Source organism: Wolbachia endosymbiont (group E) of Neria commutata (assembly GCF_964026735.1).
Taxonomy (GTDB): Bacteria; Pseudomonadota; Alphaproteobacteria; order Rickettsiales; family Anaplasmataceae; genus Wolbachia.
Map to the genome: position 1 here is coordinate 912,032 of NZ_OZ034692.1, position 23,325 is coordinate 935,356.

Annotated in this window: 23 protein-coding genes, 1 tRNA gene, 1 other RNA gene and 5 pseudogenes; 11 read left to right on the forward strand and 19 right to left on the reverse strand. The window is 34.3% G+C overall.

The window, feature by feature from the left end; translation table 11 throughout:
• Window positions 1–38: 38 nt before the first annotated feature.
• A tRNA-Met gene (locus tag AAGD89_RS04790) sits at window positions 39–115 on the reverse strand.
• Between the two features lie 91 nt (window positions 116–206).
• Between AAGD89_RS04790 and AAGD89_RS04795 the strand changes: the two genes are divergently transcribed.
• From AAGD89_RS04795 to AAGD89_RS04805, 3 genes are all read left to right on the forward strand, one after another.
• Window positions 207–2,243 (forward strand): ComEC/Rec2 family competence protein, encoded by a 2,037-nt coding sequence (locus tag AAGD89_RS04795; RefSeq protein ID WP_341807963.1) that lies wholly within the window; start codon window positions 207–209, stop codon window positions 2,241–2,243.
• A gap of 34 nt (window positions 2,244–2,277) precedes the next feature.
• A complete protein-coding gene (locus tag AAGD89_RS04800; protein WP_341807964.1) occupies window positions 2,278–4,062 on the forward strand; it encodes a hypothetical protein in 1,785 nt (594 codons plus the stop codon).
• 72 nt (window positions 4,063–4,134) lie between these two features.
• Window positions 4,135–5,058: an RluA family pseudouridine synthase gene (locus tag AAGD89_RS04805; RefSeq protein ID WP_341808927.1), complete on the forward strand. Its 924-nt coding sequence runs from the start codon at window positions 4,135–4,137 to the stop codon at window positions 5,056–5,058.
• Between the two features lie 9 nt (window positions 5,059–5,067).
• Here the strand turns inward: AAGD89_RS04805 and AAGD89_RS04810 are convergent, their stop codons facing one another.
• Window positions 5,068–5,472 carry a diacylglycerol kinase gene (locus AAGD89_RS04810; protein WP_341807965.1) on the reverse strand — a complete coding sequence of 135 codons (405 nt, stop codon included), beginning with the start codon at window positions 5,470–5,472 and terminating at the stop codon, window positions 5,068–5,070.
• A gap of 64 nt (window positions 5,473–5,536) precedes the next feature.
• Here AAGD89_RS04810 and virB9 point away from each other — a divergent pair, with 64 nt between their 5' ends.
• Window positions 5,537–6,322, forward strand: coding sequence for a P-type conjugative transfer protein VirB9 (gene virB9 / locus AAGD89_RS04815; RefSeq protein WP_341808928.1), 786 nt, complete (start codon window positions 5,537–5,539; stop codon window positions 6,320–6,322).
• A 65-nt stretch (window positions 6,323–6,387) separates the two neighbouring features.
• Complete coding sequence (gene lipB / locus AAGD89_RS04820; RefSeq protein ID WP_341808929.1) at window positions 6,388–7,005, forward strand: lipoyl(octanoyl) transferase LipB; 618 nt, start codon at window positions 6,388–6,390, stop codon at window positions 7,003–7,005.
• A 202-nt stretch (window positions 7,006–7,207) separates the two neighbouring features.
• Here the strand turns inward: lipB and AAGD89_RS04825 are convergent.
• A pseudogene (locus AAGD89_RS04825) lies at window positions 7,208–7,636 on the reverse strand (IS630 family transposase); the annotation flags it as partial.
• Window positions 7,621–7,914 carry an IS630 transposase-related protein gene (locus AAGD89_RS04830; protein ID WP_341808930.1) on the reverse strand — a complete coding sequence of 98 codons (294 nt, stop codon included), beginning with the start codon at window positions 7,912–7,914 and terminating at the stop codon, window positions 7,621–7,623. The gene AAGD89_RS04830 and the pseudogene AAGD89_RS04825, both read right to left, overlap by 16 nt.
• A 223-nt stretch (window positions 7,915–8,137) precedes the next feature.
• Here AAGD89_RS04830 and AAGD89_RS04835 point away from each other — a divergent pair.
• A pseudogene (locus tag AAGD89_RS04835) lies at window positions 8,138–8,318 on the forward strand (IS481 family transposase); the annotation flags it as partial.
• Here AAGD89_RS04835 and AAGD89_RS04840 read toward each other — a convergent pair.
• The 6 genes and pseudogenes from AAGD89_RS04840 to AAGD89_RS04865 form a co-directional block, all read right to left on the reverse strand.
• A pseudogene (locus AAGD89_RS04840) lies at window positions 8,311–8,874 on the reverse strand (transposase family protein); the annotation flags it as partial. The pseudogenes AAGD89_RS04835 and AAGD89_RS04840 overlap by 8 nt on opposite strands.
• Window positions 8,875–9,042: 168 nt before the next feature.
• Window positions 9,043–9,180 (reverse strand): hypothetical protein, encoded by a 138-nt coding sequence (locus AAGD89_RS04845; RefSeq protein WP_341807966.1) that lies wholly within the window; start codon window positions 9,178–9,180, stop codon window positions 9,043–9,045.
• A 36-nt stretch (window positions 9,181–9,216) separates the two neighbouring features.
• Entirely contained in the window at window positions 9,217–10,386 is a 1,170-nt protein-coding gene (locus tag AAGD89_RS04850) for a serine hydrolase domain-containing protein (RefSeq protein WP_341807967.1), read from the reverse strand.
• Window positions 10,387–10,513: 127 nt separating this feature from the next.
• A complete protein-coding gene (locus tag AAGD89_RS04855) occupies window positions 10,514–10,921 on the reverse strand; it encodes a GNAT family N-acetyltransferase (RefSeq protein ID WP_341807968.1) in 408 nt (135 codons plus the stop codon).
• Between the two features lie 84 nt (window positions 10,922–11,005).
• Complete coding sequence (locus AAGD89_RS04860; RefSeq protein ID WP_341807969.1) at window positions 11,006–12,406, reverse strand: NAD(P)H-dependent flavin oxidoreductase; 1,401 nt, start codon at window positions 12,404–12,406, stop codon at window positions 11,006–11,008.
• 239 nt (window positions 12,407–12,645) lie between these two features.
• Window positions 12,646–13,377: pseudogene (locus AAGD89_RS04865) on the reverse strand (IS5 family transposase).
• A 269-nt stretch (window positions 13,378–13,646) separates the two neighbouring features.
• Here AAGD89_RS04865 and AAGD89_RS04870 point away from each other — a divergent pair.
• Window positions 13,647–14,348 carry a 16S rRNA (uracil(1498)-N(3))-methyltransferase gene (locus AAGD89_RS04870; protein WP_341807970.1) on the forward strand — a complete coding sequence of 234 codons (702 nt, stop codon included), beginning with the start codon at window positions 13,647–13,649 and terminating at the stop codon, window positions 14,346–14,348.
• A 61-nt stretch (window positions 14,349–14,409) separates the two neighbouring features.
• The gene (gene murJ / locus AAGD89_RS04875; RefSeq protein WP_341807971.1) at window positions 14,410–15,894 is read left to right on the forward strand and encodes a murein biosynthesis integral membrane protein MurJ; all 1,485 of its coding nucleotides are present in this window, start codon (window positions 14,410–14,412) and stop codon (window positions 15,892–15,894) included.
• A 260-nt stretch (window positions 15,895–16,154) separates the two neighbouring features.
• Here the strand turns inward: murJ and AAGD89_RS04880 are convergent.
• The 9 genes and pseudogenes from AAGD89_RS04880 to AAGD89_RS04920 form a co-directional block, all read right to left on the reverse strand.
• Window positions 16,155–16,510: pseudogene (locus AAGD89_RS04880) on the reverse strand (transposase family protein); the annotation flags it as partial.
• A 190-nt stretch (window positions 16,511–16,700) separates the two neighbouring features.
• A complete protein-coding gene (gene rpoD, locus AAGD89_RS04885) occupies window positions 16,701–18,659 on the reverse strand; it encodes an RNA polymerase sigma factor RpoD (RefSeq protein ID WP_341807972.1) in 1,959 nt (652 codons plus the stop codon).
• 114 nt (window positions 18,660–18,773) lie between these two features.
• Window positions 18,774–19,115 (reverse strand): cation:proton antiporter subunit C, encoded by a 342-nt coding sequence (locus AAGD89_RS04890; protein WP_341807973.1) that lies wholly within the window; start codon window positions 19,113–19,115, stop codon window positions 18,774–18,776.
• Complete coding sequence (locus tag AAGD89_RS04895) at window positions 19,115–19,531, reverse strand: Na(+)/H(+) antiporter subunit B (protein ID WP_341807974.1); 417 nt, start codon at window positions 19,529–19,531, stop codon at window positions 19,115–19,117. The genes AAGD89_RS04890 and AAGD89_RS04895 overlap by 1 nt, the downstream gene beginning before the upstream one ends.
• Window positions 19,524–20,051, reverse strand: coding sequence for a DUF4040 domain-containing protein (locus tag AAGD89_RS04900; RefSeq protein ID WP_341807975.1), 528 nt, complete (start codon window positions 20,049–20,051; stop codon window positions 19,524–19,526). Before AAGD89_RS04900 ends, AAGD89_RS04895 begins: the two co-directional genes overlap by 8 nt.
• A 1-nt stretch (window position 20,052) precedes the next feature.
• Window positions 20,053–20,340, reverse strand: coding sequence for a monovalent cation/H(+) antiporter subunit G (gene mnhG, locus AAGD89_RS04905; protein WP_341807976.1), 288 nt, complete (start codon window positions 20,338–20,340; stop codon window positions 20,053–20,055).
• Between the two features lie 6 nt (window positions 20,341–20,346).
• Window positions 20,347–20,592 (reverse strand): monovalent cation/H+ antiporter complex subunit F, encoded by a 246-nt coding sequence (locus tag AAGD89_RS04910; RefSeq protein WP_341807977.1) that lies wholly within the window; start codon window positions 20,590–20,592, stop codon window positions 20,347–20,349.
• Between the two features lie 44 nt (window positions 20,593–20,636).
• Complete coding sequence (gene rpoZ / locus AAGD89_RS04915) at window positions 20,637–21,041, reverse strand: DNA-directed RNA polymerase subunit omega (RefSeq protein WP_341807978.1); 405 nt, start codon at window positions 21,039–21,041, stop codon at window positions 20,637–20,639.
• Between the two features lie 264 nt (window positions 21,042–21,305).
• On the reverse strand, window positions 21,306–21,911 hold the full coding sequence (locus AAGD89_RS04920) for a cell cycle transcriptional regulator TrcR (RefSeq protein ID WP_341808931.1): 606 nt from the start codon (window positions 21,909–21,911) through the stop codon (window positions 21,306–21,308).
• Between the two features lie 190 nt (window positions 21,912–22,101).
• Between AAGD89_RS04920 and ssrA the strand changes: the two genes are divergently transcribed.
• The 3 genes from ssrA to AAGD89_RS04935 all read left to right on the forward strand — a co-directional run bounded on the left by ssrA (window position 22,102) and on the right by AAGD89_RS04935 (window position 23,319).
• Window positions 22,102–22,437, forward strand: a transfer-messenger RNA (tmRNA) gene (gene ssrA, locus AAGD89_RS04925).
• Window positions 22,438–22,456: 19 nt separating this feature from the next.
• Window positions 22,457–22,879 (forward strand): ClpXP protease specificity-enhancing factor SspB, encoded by a 423-nt coding sequence (locus tag AAGD89_RS04930; protein ID WP_341807979.1) that lies wholly within the window; start codon window positions 22,457–22,459, stop codon window positions 22,877–22,879.
• 149 nt (window positions 22,880–23,028) lie between these two features.
• Window positions 23,029–23,319 carry a DUF6444 domain-containing protein gene (locus AAGD89_RS04935; protein WP_341807980.1) on the forward strand — a complete coding sequence of 97 codons (291 nt, stop codon included), beginning with the start codon at window positions 23,029–23,031 and terminating at the stop codon, window positions 23,317–23,319.
• The last annotated feature ends 6 nt before the right edge of the window (window positions 23,320–23,325 follow it).

Sequence of the window (23,325 nt, forward strand, 5' to 3'; positions counted from 1 at the left end):
TTACCAGAGACATAAATCTTATTCCATTAGAGACAAAATGGTTGCGGGGGTAGGATTTGAACCTACGACCTTCAGGTTATGAGCCTGACGAGCTACCGAGCTGCTCCACCCCGCGTCGTTGTTTATTAAGCTATTATATTTATAATTATGTTAAAGTACAAGTATAAAATATCAATATGTGTACATATTTATTGGCTTTTTTTAGCATGATAATTAATTATGTACGAAATAATATACAAAATGAAAAATATAATTTGATACTATGGTTTCCTGTTTTTCAGTGCGTACGAATTTTAATCTACTTTTCTTTAAGTTTTGAACCGAGTTTCATTATTACCATATCAATTTTTCTCTTATTTCTGCCTCTATTAATATTGATTTCAGTACTATATAGAAAGTATGCAATACTATGTATCGTCTTAATCGCCTTGCTAATAGGATTCACAGCTAGCAAATTAAGAACAGCCTTAGTTGATACTAAAATCCTTTATAAAGAAAGATACGTGAAAGATATTATTGCTACGGCAAAGGATATAAATGATAAAGGTCTGTATAAACAATTTTTGCTTTATGAAATACAAAACACAAGTGTAAAACTGGATAACATTAGAATATCTGTGAGGACTGAAGTAGAAAAAGATATTAAAATAGGTGATCAAGTAAAATTATCAGCAAAACTTTTCTCACCAAAAATTGCACCTTCTGAATACGCATATGATTTTGCAAGAATAGAGTATTATCAAAAAATAAGTGCTACAGGTTTTGCAACAAGTAAAATTGTTTTACATAAAAAAGCTGAAAGCAGAAAATTTCAGGAATATATAGAATCTTTTCGTCAGTATATTTATGAAAATCTGCAGCAAAATAGTAAAAAACCACACGCGGATATAATCTCGGCTTTACTCATTGGCAAAAAAGATGGAATAGATCAAAAAACTATGGATGCAATACGAGATTCAGGTATTGCACATTTGTTTGCGATATCTGGTTTACATTTATCATTTATTGCTGGTCTATTTTTTCTAGTGTTTCGTAATCTCTTTGCAATTTCTGAAACTTTAACTCTTAAGTATAATACTAAAAAAATATCAGCATTTCTCACTATTTTGCCAACTACATTTTATTTATTCATTACAGGGATGCAAATTTCCGCTCAGCGCGCCTATATCATGGTAATTTTGGTACTCGTTGCAACAATGATAGAGAGGAAATATCGAGGTTTAATTGCAATTGCATTTGCTGCTTCAGTGATACTCGCAGTAGAGCCAGAAGCAATTTTAAAGCCTGGTTTTCAAATGTCATTTTCTGCCGTCTTGGCACTAATTTCCAGTTATCAGATTAACGCTAATAAATTGTTTAATATAAAAATAATCAAATATTTTGTATCGATAATAATCAGCTCATTCATAGCAAGTTTAGCAACTGTGCCGTATACCATATACAACTTCAACTATTTTTCAATCAGCGGAATCATCACAAATTTAATTGCTATACCGGTAGTAACGTTGATTATTATTCCACTTGGAATAATTTATATTTTTTTCATTCCACTCAATATTGAGTGGATTATAGTGCCTATTATAGAGCGTCCAATTGATGGTGTTTTGCATATAACAAACTTGATAGCTGACCTTAAATATTTAATTATCCCCATACAAACATTCCCTGCTTCATCAATTATTATAATAACCTTGGGATTGTTATGGCTGTGCTTGTGGGAAAGAAATTGGCGTTTCTTCGGAATTTTCTTTATCGTGCTGGGTATTTGTTTTAGTGCTTCATATAAAACTCCTGATATTTTAGTAAGTAGCGACAATAGTGCTGTAAAGGATAATGACAATTTACTGTATTCTACTACAAGGAAAAATAGGAACTTTGTTGTAAAAACATGGGCAAAGCAGAATGGGCAGAATGAAATTTTGAATTATGCAAAATACAGTAATCCAGATAAAAGACTAAAGTGTGGTGATTATCGCTGTATATATAATAAAGGAAATAACAAGTCGGTGTTGCTTGCTTATAAAGAAGAAGATATCTCGCAAAATTGTAATAATGTTGACCTAATAATTCAATTAAGTGAATTTGATTATTCAGTTTGTGGCGCTGAAATCATCAAATATGCTGATTTAGAAATGCATGGTACACACTCAATTTGGTTGGCAAATAGTGATATAGAGATTAAAAGAGTTCGTTCCAATAGGCCTTGGCATAAGTTAAAAAGTTTGACTTTAAGGTCTTATTAATATATAATTAATGTAAGTTTAAGTAAGGAAATTTATGCATACAGCTGATTATTTTAAAGATCTTGATTTCTTGGGACTAAAAAAACTCACTAATCAGCCTAGTAGAGTTTTTGTTTTTATAAAAAAACATTCTTTAAATAATGCTCTACCTATAGCAGCTGTGAGTACTTGGTTTCAGTTTTCTCTAGGTTATGTCGCTGCAATAATAATAACCAGTAATGATTTAAGTTTTATCACGGCTATTTTTAATCCAACATTAATGTCAGCTTATGCTCTTGTTTCTGTTATTCTTGGAGCGGTTTTCTTAACCTCTCTTGCTCTAAAGTATATGAACAGAGAAGAAATAAAAGAGAGTTTAATAGATGAAAAAATCAGAGGTGGAAAACCTGGTAAAATCAGTAAAATTGCCAAAGAAGCTGAAAAAATTGAAATTATAATAAAATTGGGTTCTAAGAAGGAGTTTTCAATTATTATACCAATTTCTAAAACGCAGGAAAATATATTAGATGGCCAAATAGAGGAAAATAGGAATAGGGTTATTTTACTGACTATACCTTATGTAATTAGTGCCGCAGTTATACTTGGTGCACTGATTCAAAATAGATTTAGTTTTGCTAATGTTGTAGGTTGGCAAGAATGGGTTTATATTGCACTTGTTAGTACAATTACTGTTGTTGGCATATGTATAGCATTTTATAAATTAAGGAATAATGAAAAGAATGAAACACATGACTTTGTCAAAAAGTTTGATAATCGGGATATTCTGTTTCCTTGGAAAAAAGTTGGTGTTGCATCTGTAATGCAGGAAAGGGCAACAGGTCAGAATAATCTACAGTCCCAACTCATTGAGTTTGCGAGAGAATTTAAAGATGAATTTATTAACTTATTTGCTAGTAGACTTGATATGGCTTGTAACTCATTTGATGCATTCTTAGATGAAACTGAAACATTAATTGATAATTTTTTTAACTCTGTAGATGCTAATATTGAAAAGACGCTTGATAATGTGGAAGAAAATGCTGAAGGAACGTTTAACCATATAAAAGAAAGCATCGTAACCAAATTGAATGTGTTGCATGGAGAAATATCAATTGTTTTGGGTGAAGCTGAAAAATTTTTACGAAAAGCTAACTCACTAGATATTGAAGGTACTTTTTCTGAGTTGCAAAGTGCTGTTAAAATTGCTAAAGATAAAATTGAGCAATTTCAGCCAAACCGATTGATAGGCTATTTTACACAGAATACACAGCCTAGTGAACCCCTTAACGAGATGGAAGAAGTTAGGAAAGAAGTAGAGGAGCTGAAAACAGTAAATAAAGAACTGAAAAAATCTCTTAAAGAGGCAAAAACACAAACAACAAAACGTAACAGTAATTGTGGCACAAGTTGTGGTTCTGAAAATATTCCTAATAAGGCTCTTAATGCACAGCTAGATGAAGAAAAAAAAGCAAGAGAAGAAAATAAATTCTTGAAATCAAAAAAAAGGACGGAAGAGCTACAAACAGGAAATGCAAAATTGAACAAAGGGCTTGCTCAACAAAAAGAAAAAGAGAAGTGGGAAAAAACGCTTAATGGCCCATCAAGCGAGCTTTTCAATTCTCTATTAGAAGATATAAAGCTAGAAATAATACATCCTGACGGAAAAAAAACTGAGAAAACATTACGAGAATTTGATAGTGAAATGAAACCTGTCTATAGGAATGCCGAGCAGGAAATTTGTCCTATTAAAGGTAAAGGAAGCTATCAAATTCCACCTGGTTCAGTAATAAATTTTCTAGACCCAAAGTTTCAAGCAGCATTTGAGAAGGCACGTGGGTAAATCGCTATAGATCATTCAGTAACAATCTTAAGTGTAAGCAATGGTGAAGAAAAATTAAGATTAGCTAGTTATATAGCTGAAAAGTGTAATATATCACGCAGTAAAGCTCAAAGATTGATACAAAATGAGCAGGTGAAATTACTTGATGAGCCCATAATTAACAACAATCACATAGTAAAACCGAGTGAGGAATATACTGTACATCTTGTTTTACCTAACAATCCTATATCAATTGAGCCTAATCACGACATAAAACTTGATATTATTCATGAAGATGAAGATATTATAGTGCTAAATAAACAAAGCAGATTAACAGTTCATCCAGGTAGCGGAACAAATAATAATACACTTTTAAATGCAGTTATTGCGCATCTTGGAAAAATTCCATATAGTCACGCAAGACCTGGAATTGTTCATAGACTTGACAAAAATACCAGCGGGTTGATGGTAATCGCAAAAAATGAGGAAGCCCATAGTTTTTTATCCACATCACTCGCAAATCGTGAAATAAAGCGGGAATATTTAGCAGTAGTTTGGGGAATATTAGCTACTCAGCAGGGAACTATAAAAACTAACATTGCTCCAAAGCGTGGTAATAAAGAAATGATGTGTGTAACAAAAACCTTAGGTAAATCGGCGATTACTCATTATTCAGTGCAAAAAATTATAGGACCAGTAAGCGTAGTTAAATGCATTTTAGAAACAGGCAGAACACATCAAATTCGGGTACACATGAGCCACATAGGGCATTCTATAGTTGGTGATCAAGTTTATGGAAAAAATAGTAGCAAAAGTGCAAAATATGCTAAAAATTCTGATTTCATTCGTAATTTTGACAGACAAGCGCTGCACGCTTATAAATTAGGATTATATCACCCAAAAAGTAAAGAATACATGGAATTCAATTCTGATTTACCGCAAGATATGGAAATTTTAACTAGTGAGTGTGAAAGTATATTTTCACACTTAAACGAAAAAATTACTATCAGAAAATAGGTAGGTCTGTTAATTTGCTAAGATTATTACCCATATTATAAGGGCGTTAATTAATGAAAGAAAGACTGCTGCGCTACCTAAATCTTTGACTTTTTTTGAAAGAGCGTGTTGCTTGCTGGAAATACGGTCAATCGTTGTCTCAAAAGCAGTATTGATAATTTCCACGGTCAATACCAAAAATAAACTGCCTATCATCAGAATACGCTTTAAGTTACTTACATCAAGTACAAATGCAATCGGAACACATACTATGAAAAGTAATAATTCTTGCCTAAACGCAGCTTCTGATGCAAAAGCTGATCTTAACCCATCAAAAGAGTGTCTGGCTGCCTTTACTAGCCGAATAATTCTTTTTTTCATCATAAAATTCTTCAACTTGTTTTTATGCAGTATACCAAAAATAAATGAAAGCACCTTAACACTTGCAGCTTATATTGAATAATGATAAAATATTAAGAATTAGTGTATGTTTAATATTATGATTCCTTTATTGTTTGCTGTCCTATTGTTTTTTTGTGGTGGTGATGCATCTGCAAAACAGGAGCCACGTTCAATAGCTGGAGACAACCATATAAAAGTAATCAATTATAACCCGCAGGCTATACATAAGTATACTGGTTTTTATGGTTATCAATCTAGTATATTGTTCGAACAAGGGGAAGTAATACAAAATTTTTCAATGGGTGATTCAACTGGTTGGCAACTTCTCCCTCAGGGTAACAGGTTATTTATTAAGCCAACAGATGATCTTGCTGATACTAATGCAACTATAATTACCAATAAAAGAGTTTATTATTTTGAATTTCATGCTGAAGAAGCAACAGGGCTGGATGATCCGAGGTTGGCATATGAAGTAAGGTTTCTTTATCCACTATTTAACAGTGATGAAATTTACACGACCAATAATGGCGATATCTTTGAGCAAGCTAGTCATACCATTATTCCAGACATAAACGATATTGAGGTTGTGAAGAAGGGGCTAAATTTTAATTATTCCATCTCACACGTTAAGGGCAGCCAGTCAATAATACCAATTAAGGTTTTTGATGATGGGAAATTTACCTACCTACAATTTAATAAGATAAATTCTGATTTTCCGGCAGTCTTTATGGTTGACTCTTCAGGGTATGAGTCTTTGACAAACTTCCGCACGGTTGATGATTATCTTATAATTGAAAGAGTAGGCTCAGTCTTTACCTTAAGGAATGGATCAAGTACAATCTGCTTATTTAATGAAAAAATGCCTTTCAAAAAGGGTAAGTGATTAGTCAACTGTTTTAGCCAATGTTAAGTTTATTCTATATATATTAAAGAGAAAAGAAATTGAATATAGTAGAGTGGCTAATATCTGACCAGCTTGTTGACTACAACTACGCTATAAAATTCATGGAAGAGAAAATTGAGCAGATTCAGAGTGGTTCAGCAGATGAAATAGTGTGGCTGCTTGAGCACCCTCCACTATACACTGCAGGAATCAGTGCAACCGATAACGATGTTGTTGAGAAACTTTTTCCTATATATAAAACGGGTAGAGGTGGTAAACATACGTATCACGGTCCTGGGCAGCGTGTTATATATTTAATGTTAAACCTTAAAAAAAGGAATAAATGCAATATAAAGCTATATATTAAAAATTTAAGCGAGTGGATCATAAATGTTTTGAAACGTTTTAATATACTTGGAGAATTTAAGGAAGATAGAATAGGTGTTTGGGTTAACAATGGCGAAGAAGAAAAAAAAATCGCAGCTTTTGGCATACGCTTAAGAAAATGGGTGACTTATCATGGTATAGCACTTAATATTTCTCCGAATCTTTCTCACTATAAAGGTATAATTCCCTGCGGATTGCAAGATTGTGCTGTCACATCAATGGAAGAACTAGGCGTTAAAATCTCGCCACTTAAGCTAAATGATATACTGAGGCAAGAGTTTTACAAGATATTTTAATAGACTTTTGCGTAACTTATTGCCATTTTACTCTTCTAAAACTTTCATTTTATACACTTTTTAGTGTTTTTCATCTGTTTTTTACTTTTCGCAGGGGGGCTATTGCTTTTCTTCTCAAGTTGTAACTATAGTACTTTCTAATACAAGTGATAAACTTCCATAATCGCCTTACCAACCAAAAGGTGTAGATTTTCTTGGTTGTTCATTCGAGGTCTGAGCCAACTTTTATTGTATGCCAACAATGCTCAATTGGATTCAGATCTGGCGAATACGTAGGCAGGTAGAGCAAATGGCAACCAGCGCTTTCTATTAATTCCTTCGTTTCAGGAGTTTTATGGAAAGTAGCATTGCCCATAATCACTGTGGTACCACGACCCAATTGTGGCAGCAACACTCCCTCCAACCATGCATTGAATACTTCTTTGTCACAACCTCCAGTGAAGGTCATGGGCGCAATAAAATTTTTCTTAATCCACCCACCTATCATACTGATTCTCTCGCGTTTTTTGCTAGGAATATCCGCATAAATTTTCTCTCCTCGTGGAGCTCTTGCATGTTCTCTATACGGCCTGTTGTCGACTCCAGCTTCATCTATATATACGATACTCAAATGGTCTATTTTGGCAATCTTGTCAGCAAATTGTTTTCTATCTTCATGGTTCCGTTCTCGGTAAAGCGTGGTCTTTTTTTTAAAGTAATCTTTAGCTGTTTTAGCCTATACCAAATCGAGCTAATTCCAAAACCAAGGTCATGTTTCATCTCCATTAGAGTATGATCTGGGTGTTTTTTAACATACTCTGCAAGCATTTCCGGGTCTATTTTTCGTATGAAACTGCTGTTTTTTGCTGGTTTTAGGCTTTCGCCATCAGCCTTCTTTCTTAGCCATCTGTATAACGTTGCTATTCCTATTTCTCAAAGTTCTGCAACCTCAGTTTTGGCTTCCCTTTTTCAACCAGAGCTACTGCTTTTTCCCTTAAATCCACACTATATACCATCTCTTTCCTCTTATACCTAAATGGTCATTATACCTTTATCATTCGTTTTGAAAAGTACTATATATTAGAAGTTACCATTAAAGGAGGAGTTGTGGTTACATGGGTGCGCCAGAACAACAGAGGAAGTAGCAAGAGCAATGCAAAATAGTCAAGAGAGCATAGCAAAGCTTGCTGAGCACTATACCAAAGACCATTATAAAATGGAAAAAACGCTTATTCACTAAAGATGTCACAATGGGCCCAAAGCAGCCAAGATCAACGGTTTTAACCAATGAGAAGGAAGCTATAATCGTTGCTTTTCGTAAACATACGCTTCTTCTGGCAGCATTCTCTCCTGCTTTCGTATCCTAAAATCATGCATTCGACCTCTATGCGACTTCGAAATCGACAAAATTTGCCCATTTCCCTCAATCACAATTTCGGTTTTTATCGTGGTTGTTTTCTTTTTTCCGGAATAACTTTTCTTACGTTTTTTGCTGTCTTTCGGACGCTGTATCGGTTGCTCTGTGACGTCTGCTAAAATTTTTAAAATCCTCTCTGGAGTCAGCGTTCTATCCTTTTTTATAGTAATTTTTTTAGCTAATAATGGCTCCATTTTCTTCAAAAGTCGACAAATATTTGAGTTATGCAAATTAAACAAAAAGCCCAAAAATGGATCCGTTATGTACGTTCTGTAATAAATTAGAACACATAAAATCCTGTCTTCTAGCTCCTCAACATGCGATTTTCTTCCATGACATTTCTTTTTTTTCTCAAGTTTTTCCCATTCTGGACGGACTTTTTCCACGATTTTTTCAAATTCAGATGTTGTAAGCCCTGTCAATTGTCTAAAAACATATGGTGTTTTTGCTATTTTCACGTAACTTATTGCCATTTTACTCTTCTAAAATTTTCATTTTACATGCTTTTTAGTCGTTTTTACCTACTTTCTACCTTTTCGCAGGGGGGCTAGTGATTTAGATAAAATTAAAAACTCTTAAATCGCTTGGATACATCTTAACCCCATGCTTAAGACCCTACTATTCTATCCCTTTTTTGATTTTTAAGACAGATTCTTAGGAATAGCTTCCCATAAAACAGTTCCATTTGTGGCTCGTACTTCCACTTTTTCTATGCTTTCTGCTTTATTAAAACTGAAGAATATTTTCATTCTTTCACCAGATGCATCTAATCCTCCCATAATTCCAAAAATACCATATGACTCAGGATAAAGAGTTCACATAGGATAAGACGTCTCCAGACTTGCTTCAAACACACAGCATTCCAAATTCTTCCCGTGCATCAAAATTGTTAATTCCCACTCAGGACTGCCAGGAATTGTTACTATATAATGGCCGACGAATTTATTTAGATATTCATGGTCATTAACAAGCGATTTATCTATGACAGGTTGTTGTTTATAATCAGGATCAAGAATAAGATATCCGAATTCATCAATCCATGACTCTGTTGAATTAGACAGAATGACAACACCTTTTTTTAACTTCGGATTGAATCCTAGGTAACTTTTGAATCCTCCTGTTTGCCCTTGATGAAAGACAAGCCTTGCTTCATCTGAAGTGCTGAGTATCCAGCCAAGCCCAATTGCAAAATTAGGATTTTCAGAATATTCCTGCTCGAGGCATCGGCTGAGTGATTTATAAATAGAAGATTTGCTGTTACCCATACTCATAGCTAAAAAATTAGCCATGTCTTTAATGTTTGAGCGAATACCACCTGCTCCTACAATCGATGGTGTAAAATCCCAACTTTTATCCTCTTTACCTAAGCTATGCCCGGATGCAAAATTTTCAGCCATCTTGCCGCTTAGGGAAACGGATGTGCTTAGCATATTTAATTTATTTGTAATCAAATCTTTCACCATCTCTTCATAGCTTTTCCCGTATTGGAGGCTTAAGACATAGCCAAGCAGCCCCATGCCGAGGTTAGAATACTCGAAAGATTCTCCTGGGTCCCTTGTCAGAGTATAGTATCTTAGGAATTCAAAAAGAAGCTCAACTGTATAATCTTGATAAGGATTAGACGAATCTTTCGGAGCAAAATTATCCGGCATACGAGGAAGTCCTGAAGTATGGGTAGCTAAGTGGCGGAATGTGATTTTTTTCCCGTTCTGCTCAGGAATTTTGACTCCTGGTAGATATTTTTCAACCGGCTCATCCAATTTCACTCTTCCCTGAGTTTCCATTTCAGCCAGCAGAAGAATAGTGAAAACCTTGGTGATCGATCCAATTTCAAAGAGAGTGTCTTTGGAAACCAAATCATTTCCATTCACTGCTTTTTTTCGATACGTGTAGAATGAGGTTTTGCCGTTCTCGATAATTGCAACAGAAGCACCGACAGAACCGTTGTCTTCTATGAATTCTTGTAGTAAATTTTTAATGTCCATTGAATCCTTCTATTCTATAACTTAACCTCAACACTGCTGGCTAGCAGCACTCACAGCCACCAATCTACTTTTACTGGCTCAAAACACCTAATCCGTATGAGCAAGGCAATAACTTTATGAAAAATATCTACAATGTTTTCTTTAAAAACATACATGTTGCTCCATCAACATAACCAGCACGTTCAAAATCACATTCATACCCAAGGCTTTCATAAAATCCTCCTGCTCTTTGGAAATTCATAGTTGTAACAGTTGCTATTTTGCAATGCAACTTATGGCCGTAACCATGAACTTTTTCCATCAGCTGGCTTCCAAGACCTTTTCTCCTATAATCAGGATGCACCCAAAGCAGATCAGTATAAATTGAGCCATAAATAACGGAACCACTGCAGCCTGCAATAATTTGTTCATTCTGATCGCGCATGAAGAAAGCAAATTGGGAAGATGTGCCTTCATCGATGGTTTCTTCGTTGATTTTTCTGGATAAAAATTCGATGTCTTTATTGCTTGGAAATACAGTATGCTCGACTTTCATACATCCTATCTTTTATTTAATAATCATAAGAAAACACCTTTCTATTACTATAGATGGATACTCTCTTATTAACTTAGCCTTGATTCAACGCCCGATTAATATTCTTTCCACCAGCTCTTTTACTGTTGGTATGTAGCCATGCTCATAAAATGGATCTTGCCTGAATTTATACGCATTATGCCCGGAAAACATGAGTTCATTTTCAACATCACCATCATGTACAATATTTTGTAGCGTTTTTTGTATGCAAAAACTACGTGGATCTGGTTTTCTTCCTGTTGAATGATCATCATGGTCTTTCCAATTGCTAAATAAACAATGACTCAAACACCCCATACAATTTATTTGATCTTGTCTTATTTCTTCAAATTTCTCCGGCGTCACAAAAATAACAGTTGAATCTGGAGTTTTCATTGCTTCTTTGTACCCCGTTTCAGTCCATTTATTTGCCATCTCTTTATCTTTTGAGGTAAGGTAAATTTTTCTACCTCTGCTACCGATTGCAAATTCACTATCAAACTCTCCGCTCACATTTTCTGAAAATTTTATTTGACGTGAGTTTCTCTCTTGCAATTCACGTATGAAATTATTTTTCACTGCAGATGAATAAAATCCAGTTGGACTAAATTTGTTTAAAAATACATCACCTTCTTCCAAAGTTAATAGCTTCTTTTTCCATTCTACAGAAATTGAGCTTTCCTGTGTCAAAAGTGGACGAGTACCGAACTGAAAAGCTATTGAACCGATTTGTGGATTATCAAGCCAGTTTTCCCAATCTTTTAAATGCCATACCCCCCCTGCCATAACTATTGGCGTTTCTGCAAGACCAATTTCATTCATAAAAGATCTAAGATCAATGACTCTTTCAAGAGGAGCTTGCGGTAACTCTGGGTCTTCACTATTACTCAGTCCATTATGACCACCAGCAAGCCATGGATCCTCATAAACCACTCCACCAAGATAAGAAGATGCTTTTTGATACGCACGCTTCCATAGCGCTTTAAAAGCACGTACTGATGAAATAATAGGGTAATAATAAACCTGATACTTGGCTGCAATTTCTCCAAGCTTATAGGGCATACCAGCACCGCAGGTAATACCATGAATCAAACCTTTTGCTCCTTCTAATATGCCATGAAGCACACGTTCTGCTGCCCCCATCTCCCATAGCACATTCATGTGTATTCTTCCACGTCCTTTTGATATTTCACTTGCTATTCTTGCTTGGCTAATTCCAGCTTCAATACTATACTCAATCAATTCATTGTGTTTTTCATTTCTTGTTTTGCCTTTGTAAATCAACGGTACTAATTTACCGTTATCATTGATAAGCTTAGCATTTGCACCAGAAAATGTACCAACAGCTTCCGCTGCAGCAAATGCACCGCTTGATTTTCCATCACTAACTGCAATACCCTTACCCCCCTCAATAATTGGCCACACTTCCTTCCCTGAAATCATTATTCTTTTTATTTTATTTTTCAACGCTTCCTCGTAATCTTTCAACCTATTTTACTCAATTAGTAAAAAAATAGTAGCTGTTTATTTTTACAATATGTTATAGCTATAGCAATTAAGGTGTAAAGTTTCTGTTATCCGGGTAGCCACTCTTTCCTGTCATCCAGTAGTTCTTCTTGTGTCATCCCAGTGCTTGATACAGGGATCATAAAAATATTTACAAATTGTATAGTGGACAGCGGATTCTAGACCCTGTGGACAAAATTTTAAAGTAACCATGTAAGTGCCCCAACGAAATTCAAAAATCCCATAAAAACTTCAGCAGTTTTATCGAGGCGGGAGAAAATCCGTCTGAAATTTTTTATTTTGCCAAAGAAACATTCGATCAAATGCCACTCTTTATAGATATGCTCATCATGGTATCTTTGCACTTTTCGGTTTCGTTTTGGCGGAATCACAATCGTGCACCCTTTGCTTTCAAGACTTGCAATAAATACATTGCTATCGTAGCCTTTATCAGCTAATATAGTGGTGTTAGCAGTGTTTTCAGTCAATACTTCAGCTTGCGTGATCTCATTCTTTGACCAGGTGTCAAAATAAATTTGAGTGGATTTCCAAGCGCATCAACGAGAGCATGAATTTTCGTTGTAAAGCCACCTTTGCTCCGTTCCAGTGCTTCTTGAGCCCAGGAATCCTTTTCTTATATCCAGCTGAACAAGCATGAGCTCGAATGATCGTATCATCGATTATGGACATTTCTAAATCCGGATCTTGCTTCGTATATTCGAGCAATTTTGCCCAAATTTCTTTCGTGCACCATCTTTTAAACTTTTTCTAGACGCTTCTGTAGTTACCATGGATTTTCGGTAAAAGCCGCCACTTCGGACCATATACTATATTGCTTCCATGAGTACTCTTAATTTCTTTTCGTTTTTGCTATGTATGCCTTTTTCGCTTTTAAAGAATTCTAAAATTTGCTTCCTATTGTTTTCTTTTATCCATGGTAATTTTTGTTTGTGCTAATTCAGTAAATTACCGCTTTTTCCTTCTCTTTTTAAATTTTGTCCACAGGGCTTAGCTTCGAAAGCGATCTAATCAAAAAATCACCTCAGACCTCAACATGAAGACTTGCAATTTTCGATTAGCAAGACCATTATGTTATTTATTTTTGGTGATGCTACGGAGTATTTATGCTGAGAGAGGATCGAAAACTAAAAATTTGCAGAAGAGCGAGTTTATTGGGTAAGTTGGTCTTTAATAGGAATTTGTGTTGAATGGAAAAACTAGGCTTTACGTTGAGGAAACTTTATCACCGAATGTTAATTTAGGACTCAACCTGAGGCAAAGTCACTACGTTTGCAACGTAATGCGGCTTAAGGAACGTGACAATATTGTGCTCTTTAACGGAAAGGATGGAGAGTGGCTGGGAGAGATATTCAAGGTATCACGTAAATCAGTACAAGTGAGACTAAAAGAGTATATTCGGCAACAGCAATATGAAAAAAATTTATACTTATATTGTGCTATAATAAAAAGTGCTGCTTTGAGCAGTGTAATAAGGCAGGCAACTGAAATGGGGGTAACCTGCATTCAATTTATTTTGACGGAACATACAGTAGTAAAAAATATTAATCTTGATAGGGCAAAGTTACAAGCAATTGAGGCAGTAGAGCAATCTGGTAGGATAAGTATACCAGAAATTTTACCTCCTATTAGTTTCTATGATTTACCTGATTCTCAGAATAAAAATTTTGTTTTATGTGATGAGACGGGTAAAGGACAATCCCCTAATCAAGCCCTGGCAGGCAAGAAAAATATTGCACTTATTGTTGGCCCCGAGGGTGGTTTTTCACCCGATGAGCTTAATTTTGCTGATAAGTTTTGTCAAAAATTAAGTCTAGGAAAAAGAATTTTAAGAGTAGACACTGCTGTTGTTGTTGCATTAGCTTACGCCAATGAGTATCAGTAAACTAAAGTAGTTTTACCGTGAAATCCCAGTATCATTAGTAATAAGCAATATAATAGTAAAAATGTTTAAAAGTATTTTCACATTTAGTTTTTTTACAGCTATTTCAAGGATTTCTGGGTTAATAAGAGATGTATTAATTGCTACAGTCATTGGTGCAACTTCTCTTGCGGATATATTTTTTTCTTCATTTCGGTTTGCCAATCTATTTCGCGCATTTTTTGCAGAGGGAGCATTTACTACGTCCTTTATACCGTTATATTCAACAGAATCACGTGATGATAAAAAGGCATTTAACTTTGCAAGTAGCGTTATATCTATCACATTTATTATTCTGGTGGCTTTTTGTCTCATTATGCAAATTTCCTTGCCTTATATGATTCAAATATTTACTCCTGGATTTGATCAAAGCAAGTTTGCTCTTTCTGTTACTTTATCAAGAATTATGCTGCCTTACATAATTTTTAGCTCAATTGCATCACTTATTGGAGGAATGCTTCAAGTAAAGCAGCACTTTGCTTCAACAGCGATTGCACCAATTATTTTGAATCTCTGTTTAATTATCAGTTTATTCTTGCCTTACGTAGAAACTCCGGCACACAATCTTTCTATAGCTGTACTCACAGGAGGAGTTTTACAGTTACTTCTGATAATATTTAGCGCATATAAATTAAAAGCAGTTTTTTCTTTTAGTTTAAAATTGAGTGACAAAGTGAAATTGTTTTTTAAGCGTGTAATACCAGCAACTATCAACAATTGCGTAACGCAAATAAGCGTATGGATTGACACAATTATGGCAAGTTTTATGCCAAATGCAGTGTCTTATATATATTATGCTGACAGATTAAATCAACTACCACAGGGAGTGATTGGCACTGCAATTGGTACAGTGCTTCTTCCCCTAATTTCAAAACAAATGAATGACACTGAAAATATAATCAAAATACAAAATAAGGCTCTCAATATTGGATTAATGTTAATCATGCCAATAACTGCTGCATTTATTATTATTCCTGATGTAATTTTGTATACACTTTTTTCTTATGGTCAATTTGACCACCATGCAGTGCAACAAACTGCTCCTACATTAATAGCGTTTTCTCTCTCTTTACCAGCGTTCATTATAAATAAAGTATTGTTGCCCACATTTTTTGCTAAAGGAAATTTAAAAATTCCAACTATATTCTCACTAATGTGTCTTGGAATTAATGTTGTACTGAATTTTTTGTTAATGAGTAAATATCAGCACACAGGAATTGCTATTGCCACTTCTGCTTCCACTTGGATAAATTCTATTTTGTTAGTTTACTATTTAAAAACAAACAGAATGTATAAAGTCAGTAAGCTGCTATTCTCAAATGTTATAAAAATATTAATAGCCACAATAATAATGTCATTAACTCTTTATGTTTTTAACTCCTTATCTGGGGTGTTTTTTGATAAAATGCTGGCCCGTGTTGTTTATTTAGCAACTTTAATAATTTTGAGTATTATTGTGTATTTTGGCACTCTCTATTTAATATTTAGAGGAAATTTGAAATATGCATAAACTAGATCTTTTTCTAAAGGAACAGCAAAATTATTGGATTCATCAACTACTACTTCTTTGACAACTCCTTATATTTTTGCTTTCATCTCCCTCTTCGGTTGAATTTTTAATTCATGCCAAATTCATTTAAAAAGTCTGAGCCCACATTTTCCTAAGATTAGTATAGACCCCTGCGAAACAACGTGAAGCAAGTTGCTGATAAAATCTGGTAAGAAATCCCCAGCCCAAAAATTATTAAAAACCATGCCGCAAATTCACAATTCCGGTTTCTCCCACGATAGTAGCTTTTTACGGTATTTTTTATACGGAATCACAACGTTTTTCTGCAATTTTTGCCAACCTTGATAGCCAGAATCAGCATATTTTATGCTATCTTTGGCCAACAATTTTTCCTGTTTTCTTATGCGAAAATCGTGAATTCGGCCTCGATGTGATCTTGAAACAGACAGAATTTGCCCATTTCCCTCAATCACAATTTCGGTTTTTATTGTGGTTATTTTTTTCTTTCTGGAATAAGATTTTTTACGTTTTTTGGCCGCTGTATCGGTTGCTCCGTGACGTCTGCTAAAATTTTAAAAATCCTCCCTGGAGTCAGCGTTCTATCTTTTGTAATGTTGTCATACCCGTTAATTGCCTAAAAATATACTGGGTTTTTGCAACTTTTGCGTAACTTATTGCCATTTTACTCTTCTAAAATTTTCATTTTATACGCTTTTTAGTGTTTTTCATCTGTTTTTTACCTTTTCGCAGGGGATCTACGGATACTATCCTGTTTTCTCTTCTTTTTTAGTGATTTCTATTGCGGTCTAAAAGAATCCTCTAAGTTTTCTAGCACGGCTTGGATGTCTTAATTTACGCAGTGCTTTTGCCTCTATTTGTCTAATTCTTTCCCGTGTCACATTAAAAACTTTTCCTACTTCTTCTAACGTGTGCTCCTTCCCATCTTTACCCAGACCAAAACGCATTCTCAAGATTCTTTCTTCTTTTGGTGTTAAAGTTGCAAGAACGTTGGTTGTAATACCACGTAAGTCAGCAAGTATTGCAGCATCTTCTGGCTTGGAAACTCTTTTATCCTCTATACAATCACCAAAAGTGCTACTATCATCTTTTCCTGTCGGGGCTTCAAGGCTTACCGGATCTCTTGCTATTTTCATAACTTTACGTATTCTTTCCAGCGGCATCAAAAGTTCGGTACTCAATTCTTCTAATGAGGGCTCCCTTCCCATCTCATGAGTCATTTTTCTTAATGCTCTGTTAATTTTGCTGATAATCTCTACCATATGAACTGGTATTCTTACTACTTTAGATTGTTCGGGTATTGCTCTAGTGATTGATTGCCTCACCCACCAAGTTCCATAAGTTGAAAATTTATATCCACGTTTGTAATCAAATTTGTCTACGGCTTTCATAAGACCAATGTTCCCTTCTTGTATCAAATCAAGCAATGCTAGGCCCCTATTTGAATATTTTTTAGCAATGGAAACTACTAACCTCAAATTAGCTTTAATCATCTCTTGCTTTGCTTCGGAAACCTCTCGCTCGTGTTTCTGTATTCTTTTAATTAGTGCCTTGAATTCTTGTACATCATCTTCCTGCGCATATTGCTTGACATTATTTAAAATACTAGAGATATGCTTAAAATTATCATCTATAAATTTTATAAATTTATTTTTTAATTTACCCGTAAAAGAAGATCGACTTTCACTAGCCTTTAAAAGGCTTATCTCTTTTAGCTCATGCTTTAAAAGCACATCATCATAAACTTCGTAAAAATCCTCTCTATTGATATCATATTTTTTAGCCTCAGAAATAAGATTAACTTCTTCAAGCATGATAGATCTATTTGTGCTGTAAAGCTCTTGCGTGATCTTAGCAATAGCAGTGTCACTTAACTTAATTTGTAGCGCTATGGACCATATTTGATTATATAAATCCTCATATCCTTCCTTCTGAGGGCAATTTCTAGAATTTTGCCTGAGTGTCAATGCTTCATTTGTTAAAGTGATTATTTCATCTAGCGCAACTATAACTTTTGGCAATAAGTCACTTTCCATTTCAAGAATAGAAACGTTTAAATTTGCTGAGCCGTCACTAGTGGCATTATCTTCTTCGCTGCTCTCATCGTCACTAGCATCTTCATCGCTAGAATAGCCTTCATCATCATTGTTACTTTCTTCAGGTACATCTTCTACATTTACATTAAAATCAGAATTATAGATGGATTCTAAGTCTATAATTTCTCTGAGCAGAAGGGTTCCATTACTCAAATCGTCGCGCCATGTTTTTATCATCTTTAATGTTACTGACGTTTCAATTATTGCACGCAACATATTGTGCTTTTCAGATTCAATTTTTTTTGCTATCTTGATTTCGTCTGCCCTTGACAAGAGCTTTACAGAGCTCATATCCCGTAAATAGACTCTTACCGGGTCATCATTTTGTACTAAAGTTGTAATGGCGCTTGACGATGTGTCGTCGTCATCCAGTTTATCATCATCGCTGTTAACAGTACCATCTTCCTCATCTTCGTCACTATTTTCAAGTATATTAATTCCAGAATCTTGTAATAAAGATATTGTATTGTCTATAAAGTCAGATGAAAAATCTTCATCTGTTAGCGTATCATTTAGTGCATCATTTATCTCATCAAAGGTGATCTTATCACCTTTTTGTATACCTTTCATCATAAGATCTTTAACAATTTTTTTCTCAACAAGATCTTTAATGATTTTTTTTTCATCTTGTGTTTCGTTAACAGTTGACATCATTACCTTTATAGTTTAGAATTTTATTTCTTATTAACAAATAAACTGACAATAAGCAAGTGTATAATTTCTTGTGTCTATTTGTTACTTCATATAATTTAATATACTGTTAACTCACATACACTTGTCTTGGTGATCAGAGATTTCATCAATTGCACCATATTTTTCTTCTATCTTTACTGCCATAGATAGCCCAACTGAAAATGTTGCAATTCCAACTACTATTGCAGTTAGCATTAAAACATGTGGTATAGGGTTGCTATATAAATAAAAGTTCGGAGCTAATATAGGAGGCAAGGAATTTTTTATATACCCTAAAGATATGTAAAACAATAAAACAGATGCTTGAAAAATAGTTACCCCTATCATTTTCTTAATTAAATTTTTATCATTTATGGTAATATATAAACCTAGCACCATTAATATAATAATAGTTACATAATTAAATAAAGTCATTATCTTTTTTTACGAGCAAAATCTATATATATAATCAACATAGAGGAGCAGACAGTAAATGCTACACCCAACTCTACTAAAAAGATACCTAATTTTTGACCAGCACTATTACTAGCTGACAATATATCATAAGATAAAAAATTTTGGCCAAGTAAGATTGTTATAAGACCCGTTCCACCATAAATAAAAATACCAAGCACGTTAGTAACCTTAATTACAGAATAAGGTATTGCTTTTAGAGTCTGAGATACACCAAATAGCATTGAATATAATATTATTCCAGAAGCAATAATTATTCCCGCCTGAAAACCTCCACCTGGAGTGTAGTCACCATGAAATTGTATATATAAACCAAATAAAACGATAAAAGGTACCATTAAAAATGATATTACACTTAAGACTGGATCCTTAATCATTTTCTTTTTCTTCTTTTAATATTAATGTTATGCAAAGTGCAGCAGTAAATACCACTACAGTTTCTCCAAATGTATCATAACCACGAAAGCTTGCTAAAACAGCTGTTACTATGTTCGGGACATCAGTAACTTTTTCAGTATTTTCCACATAATAAAGAGCAACGTGCAGGTGGATTGGGGCATTTTGATCACCAAAATCTGGCAGCTGAATCATAAAATGAGACAAACATACAACTAGAAACAACATAAAAAAAAGCGTTATATAGTTGTGAGATAAATTAATCTTATGGTTTTTTATCGAAGATAGTGCTGCAAACGTGAAAACTGTGCTGAGCCCTGCACCAACAGAAGCTTCTGTAATCGCAACATCAGGTGCATTCATAATTAAATATATAAGTGCAATAAGCGAACTAAATGCACACATCAGAACAGCACTTACGACCAAGTGATTTGAAAAGACTATAAAAAACGTCGTTATTAGTAACAACAAAAGTAACGCTACATTTAATATTTCCAACATCTTAACCTTTTTTATCAGCTTTTTCCTTGTGTTTATAATAAGTGCGTGCCAAAGCATAACTATTAGTTGAATTAGCAACCCATATTATAAGAATTAATAGCATTATTTTTAGAGTAGTCATTGAAAATTCATTCTGCAAAGCAAAACCGATTAACAACAGAGTTGCACCGCTGGAGTCTGTAATGCCTGCCGCATGTAACCTAGTATAGAAATCAGGAAATCTAATTACTCCTATATTTGAAATAATTATTAAACAAATGCCTAAAAATATGAAAATAGATCCTATCATAAATTGTCAAGACAACATTAATCTCATTAGTGCTACAGTTGATATAAAGCTAATACTAGCGTATAATAGTGCTATATCAATTAAAAAGAAATTGCCCAGAATTATTGAGATTGCCGTTATGAGTAGAACCACTTGTGTTGAAAAACTGTTGAATGGCACAACTTTATTGCATATATCACTTGAATTAGAAACTATACGGTAGAGCATTACACTTATACAAAACAATAGAATGTAGATGGCGATGTGAATCATTTACGTAACTTCAGCAACTTTTCAAACAAATAAAGCAATATGATTTATTCTTCATCACCATCTTCGTCGTCTACTTCACTATCCATTTCATCCTCTATCCCTTGAGCATCAACATCTTCTTGAGCAAGGTCTGCATTAAATCGATCATTAGAAAAGTTTAATAATTTTTCTAACTTATTCGCATCACTGCTATGAACGTTACTAGTATTCCCTTTCATATATTCTTTGCATCTACCCACCAAAAGGTTAAATAACTCATGAACATCAACTTGTTTTTCTGCTATTTCGTATAAGGAAACTATGGTGTTTTTATGATCTTTAAATCTAGCCACTTGAGTTGGGTTACTTGCACCTGTATTTAAATCATGTGTCCTTTGACTTGCTAATAGAACTAATTTAAAACGATTACTAACCCGTTCGATACACTTTTCTACAATAGACCTGGCCATAAAATAACATCTTAATAAGTTTTATACTATATAATAAAAAACAAGATGTCAACCTAGCATCTATTCGGACTCAGGGCCACCTCATGAAAAAGTAAAAGTGGAACACCAAAGAGAAAAAACGGTAAAATAGCCACTTTGAACGGAGAGGTGGTGATAAGAGGAGTCAAAGAAAGTTTTCAAGAAAATTTAAGGCAATACTAGATTTCTTTCGAAGCTCACTTCATCAAGTTCCAATTATAAATTCCAGCAATCGAATTAAACCTCCTAATTATCTTTTATATTTTTTAACCTCTCCTGTTTTTCTTCTGCCATTTTTGCTTTTTCTACTTCTGCTTCTAAATTTTCTTGGCTACATAAACCCAAAAGTATAGGATCTTGAGATTTTATGTTTTGCATATTATGATGAGATCCGTTTCTTACCTGCTCCACCGTATGATTTGTAGTGCTAATTAATTTGGCGATAACGCTGTTATCCAAGATAGGGAATTTTTTTACTAAATAATAAATCGCATCAGGTTTATCTCTACGCCTTGCTGCTGAGGCAAAACCAAGAGTATTACAGATCGTTTTGCTTCTTTTCTTTATGTTTTTCACAATCAAGCTTGGCACTCGATTTGAATTTTTTTCACAATCATCAATCTCTTTTTGAGTAATTACTCCAAAAATAACAGGGTTATATTTTTCAACATCTATTTCATCATCAGCTATATCTTGCACCTCCTCAAGGGTTAATTTGCAACACTGCGCTATTTGTTCAAAAGTCAGGCCAGTATTATCTACTAACCAAGCAGCAATTTGAATAAGAAGCTGCTTGTTTTTATCATTACTACCTTTAAAAAACTCTGTTGACGTCAAAGAAGAGTCCCCTATCATAAAATATCCTTTGTTGGTATATAGAGTTTAGAATATAGGTCATTAAAATTAAAAAAGCATTAATTTTATTACTGCAAATAGTTTTTTTATTTTAAATTTTTACCTTTAAGGTTAATTAAGCAATATAGCTCGTAACATATGATTTAAAGACCAAATCAAGCTTTTGCTTTACCTCGTTAAAAATTAAATACTTGACATTTGTTCAATATTGCTATACAATAATTGTGTGCGTTTTGTGCACTATAGCAATAAACTTACCTTGTAATAGGTGTATTGGACCCGAGGGCAGTACTCGGCGCCTCCACCATGTTTTTTAATTATACGGGGGCGATTAAGGATCGACATGCATAGTAAAGATGGTACCTTTGCTCGGTTAGACACCACCGCTAAGAGTTCATAATTTAGATGCAAACGATAACTTTGCTGCTGATCGTGTAGAGGCCGCTGCTGCTTAATTTAGCACAGTAACTTTATTACTATAAGCACGGTTTGGGAAACACCGGGTAACAGAAGTTTCCCGAAAATTATGTAAGGTGAAGGTTATGGCCACTAGTGGGACAATAGATTATAAAAGTTCTCTCAACTCTAGCAAATTTCAAGTCATCAAAAAGATTTTAGATTATATATCAGGTAATGATTTTACTCCTCACTTAGAAATATTATTTTTCACAGGCTTCAATAGTGTAGTAATACCAGATTATTTGAAAAACTCATACCCTACGCAAATGCTTATTATATTACAGAATCAATTTTATGGCTTAAAGGCTTTTGAGGATAATTTCAGCGTAAGTTTAAGTTTTAATGGAAAGCAAGAGCAAATTACTATACCATTTTTTGCTATCAGCGAATTTCGCGATAAAATTTCAGGAGATATTCTAATATTTGATAAAGTCAGTAATGAAAAATGTGCTGAAAGGTCATCAAATGGTAGCATTATATCCATAAATCAGCTTCGTGATGAATAGTCCATTTCGGATTTATAGTTTATAAAAAGACTGAAGAGCGCATTTTCGCAACCGTTCACAGATTTCTAGTAGCTGTTCACACATATAAAAAGAGATTTACAAAAATAGCATAAGGGTGTAGAGAGAGTAAACCAAGTAAAGAGGGGTGAATGATAGAGGTGCTACAAGAGAAGATTGTGGTATTGGAGTCAGAAAATGCCAATCTCAAAATGGAGATAGAAAATCTTAGGAAGGGAATAATAGAATTGCAAGACAAGCTGGGTTTAAATTCAAAAAACTCATCTCTACCACCATCGCAAGATGTATATTGCAAAAAGACAAAAAAGAAGAGCGATAAGAACCCAGGGGGCTCAGGACATCAAGGCCACAAGCGAGAGTTAATAAGCCCCCTGCGAAAAGGTAAAAAACAGATGAAAAACACAAAAAAGCGTATAAAATGAAAATTT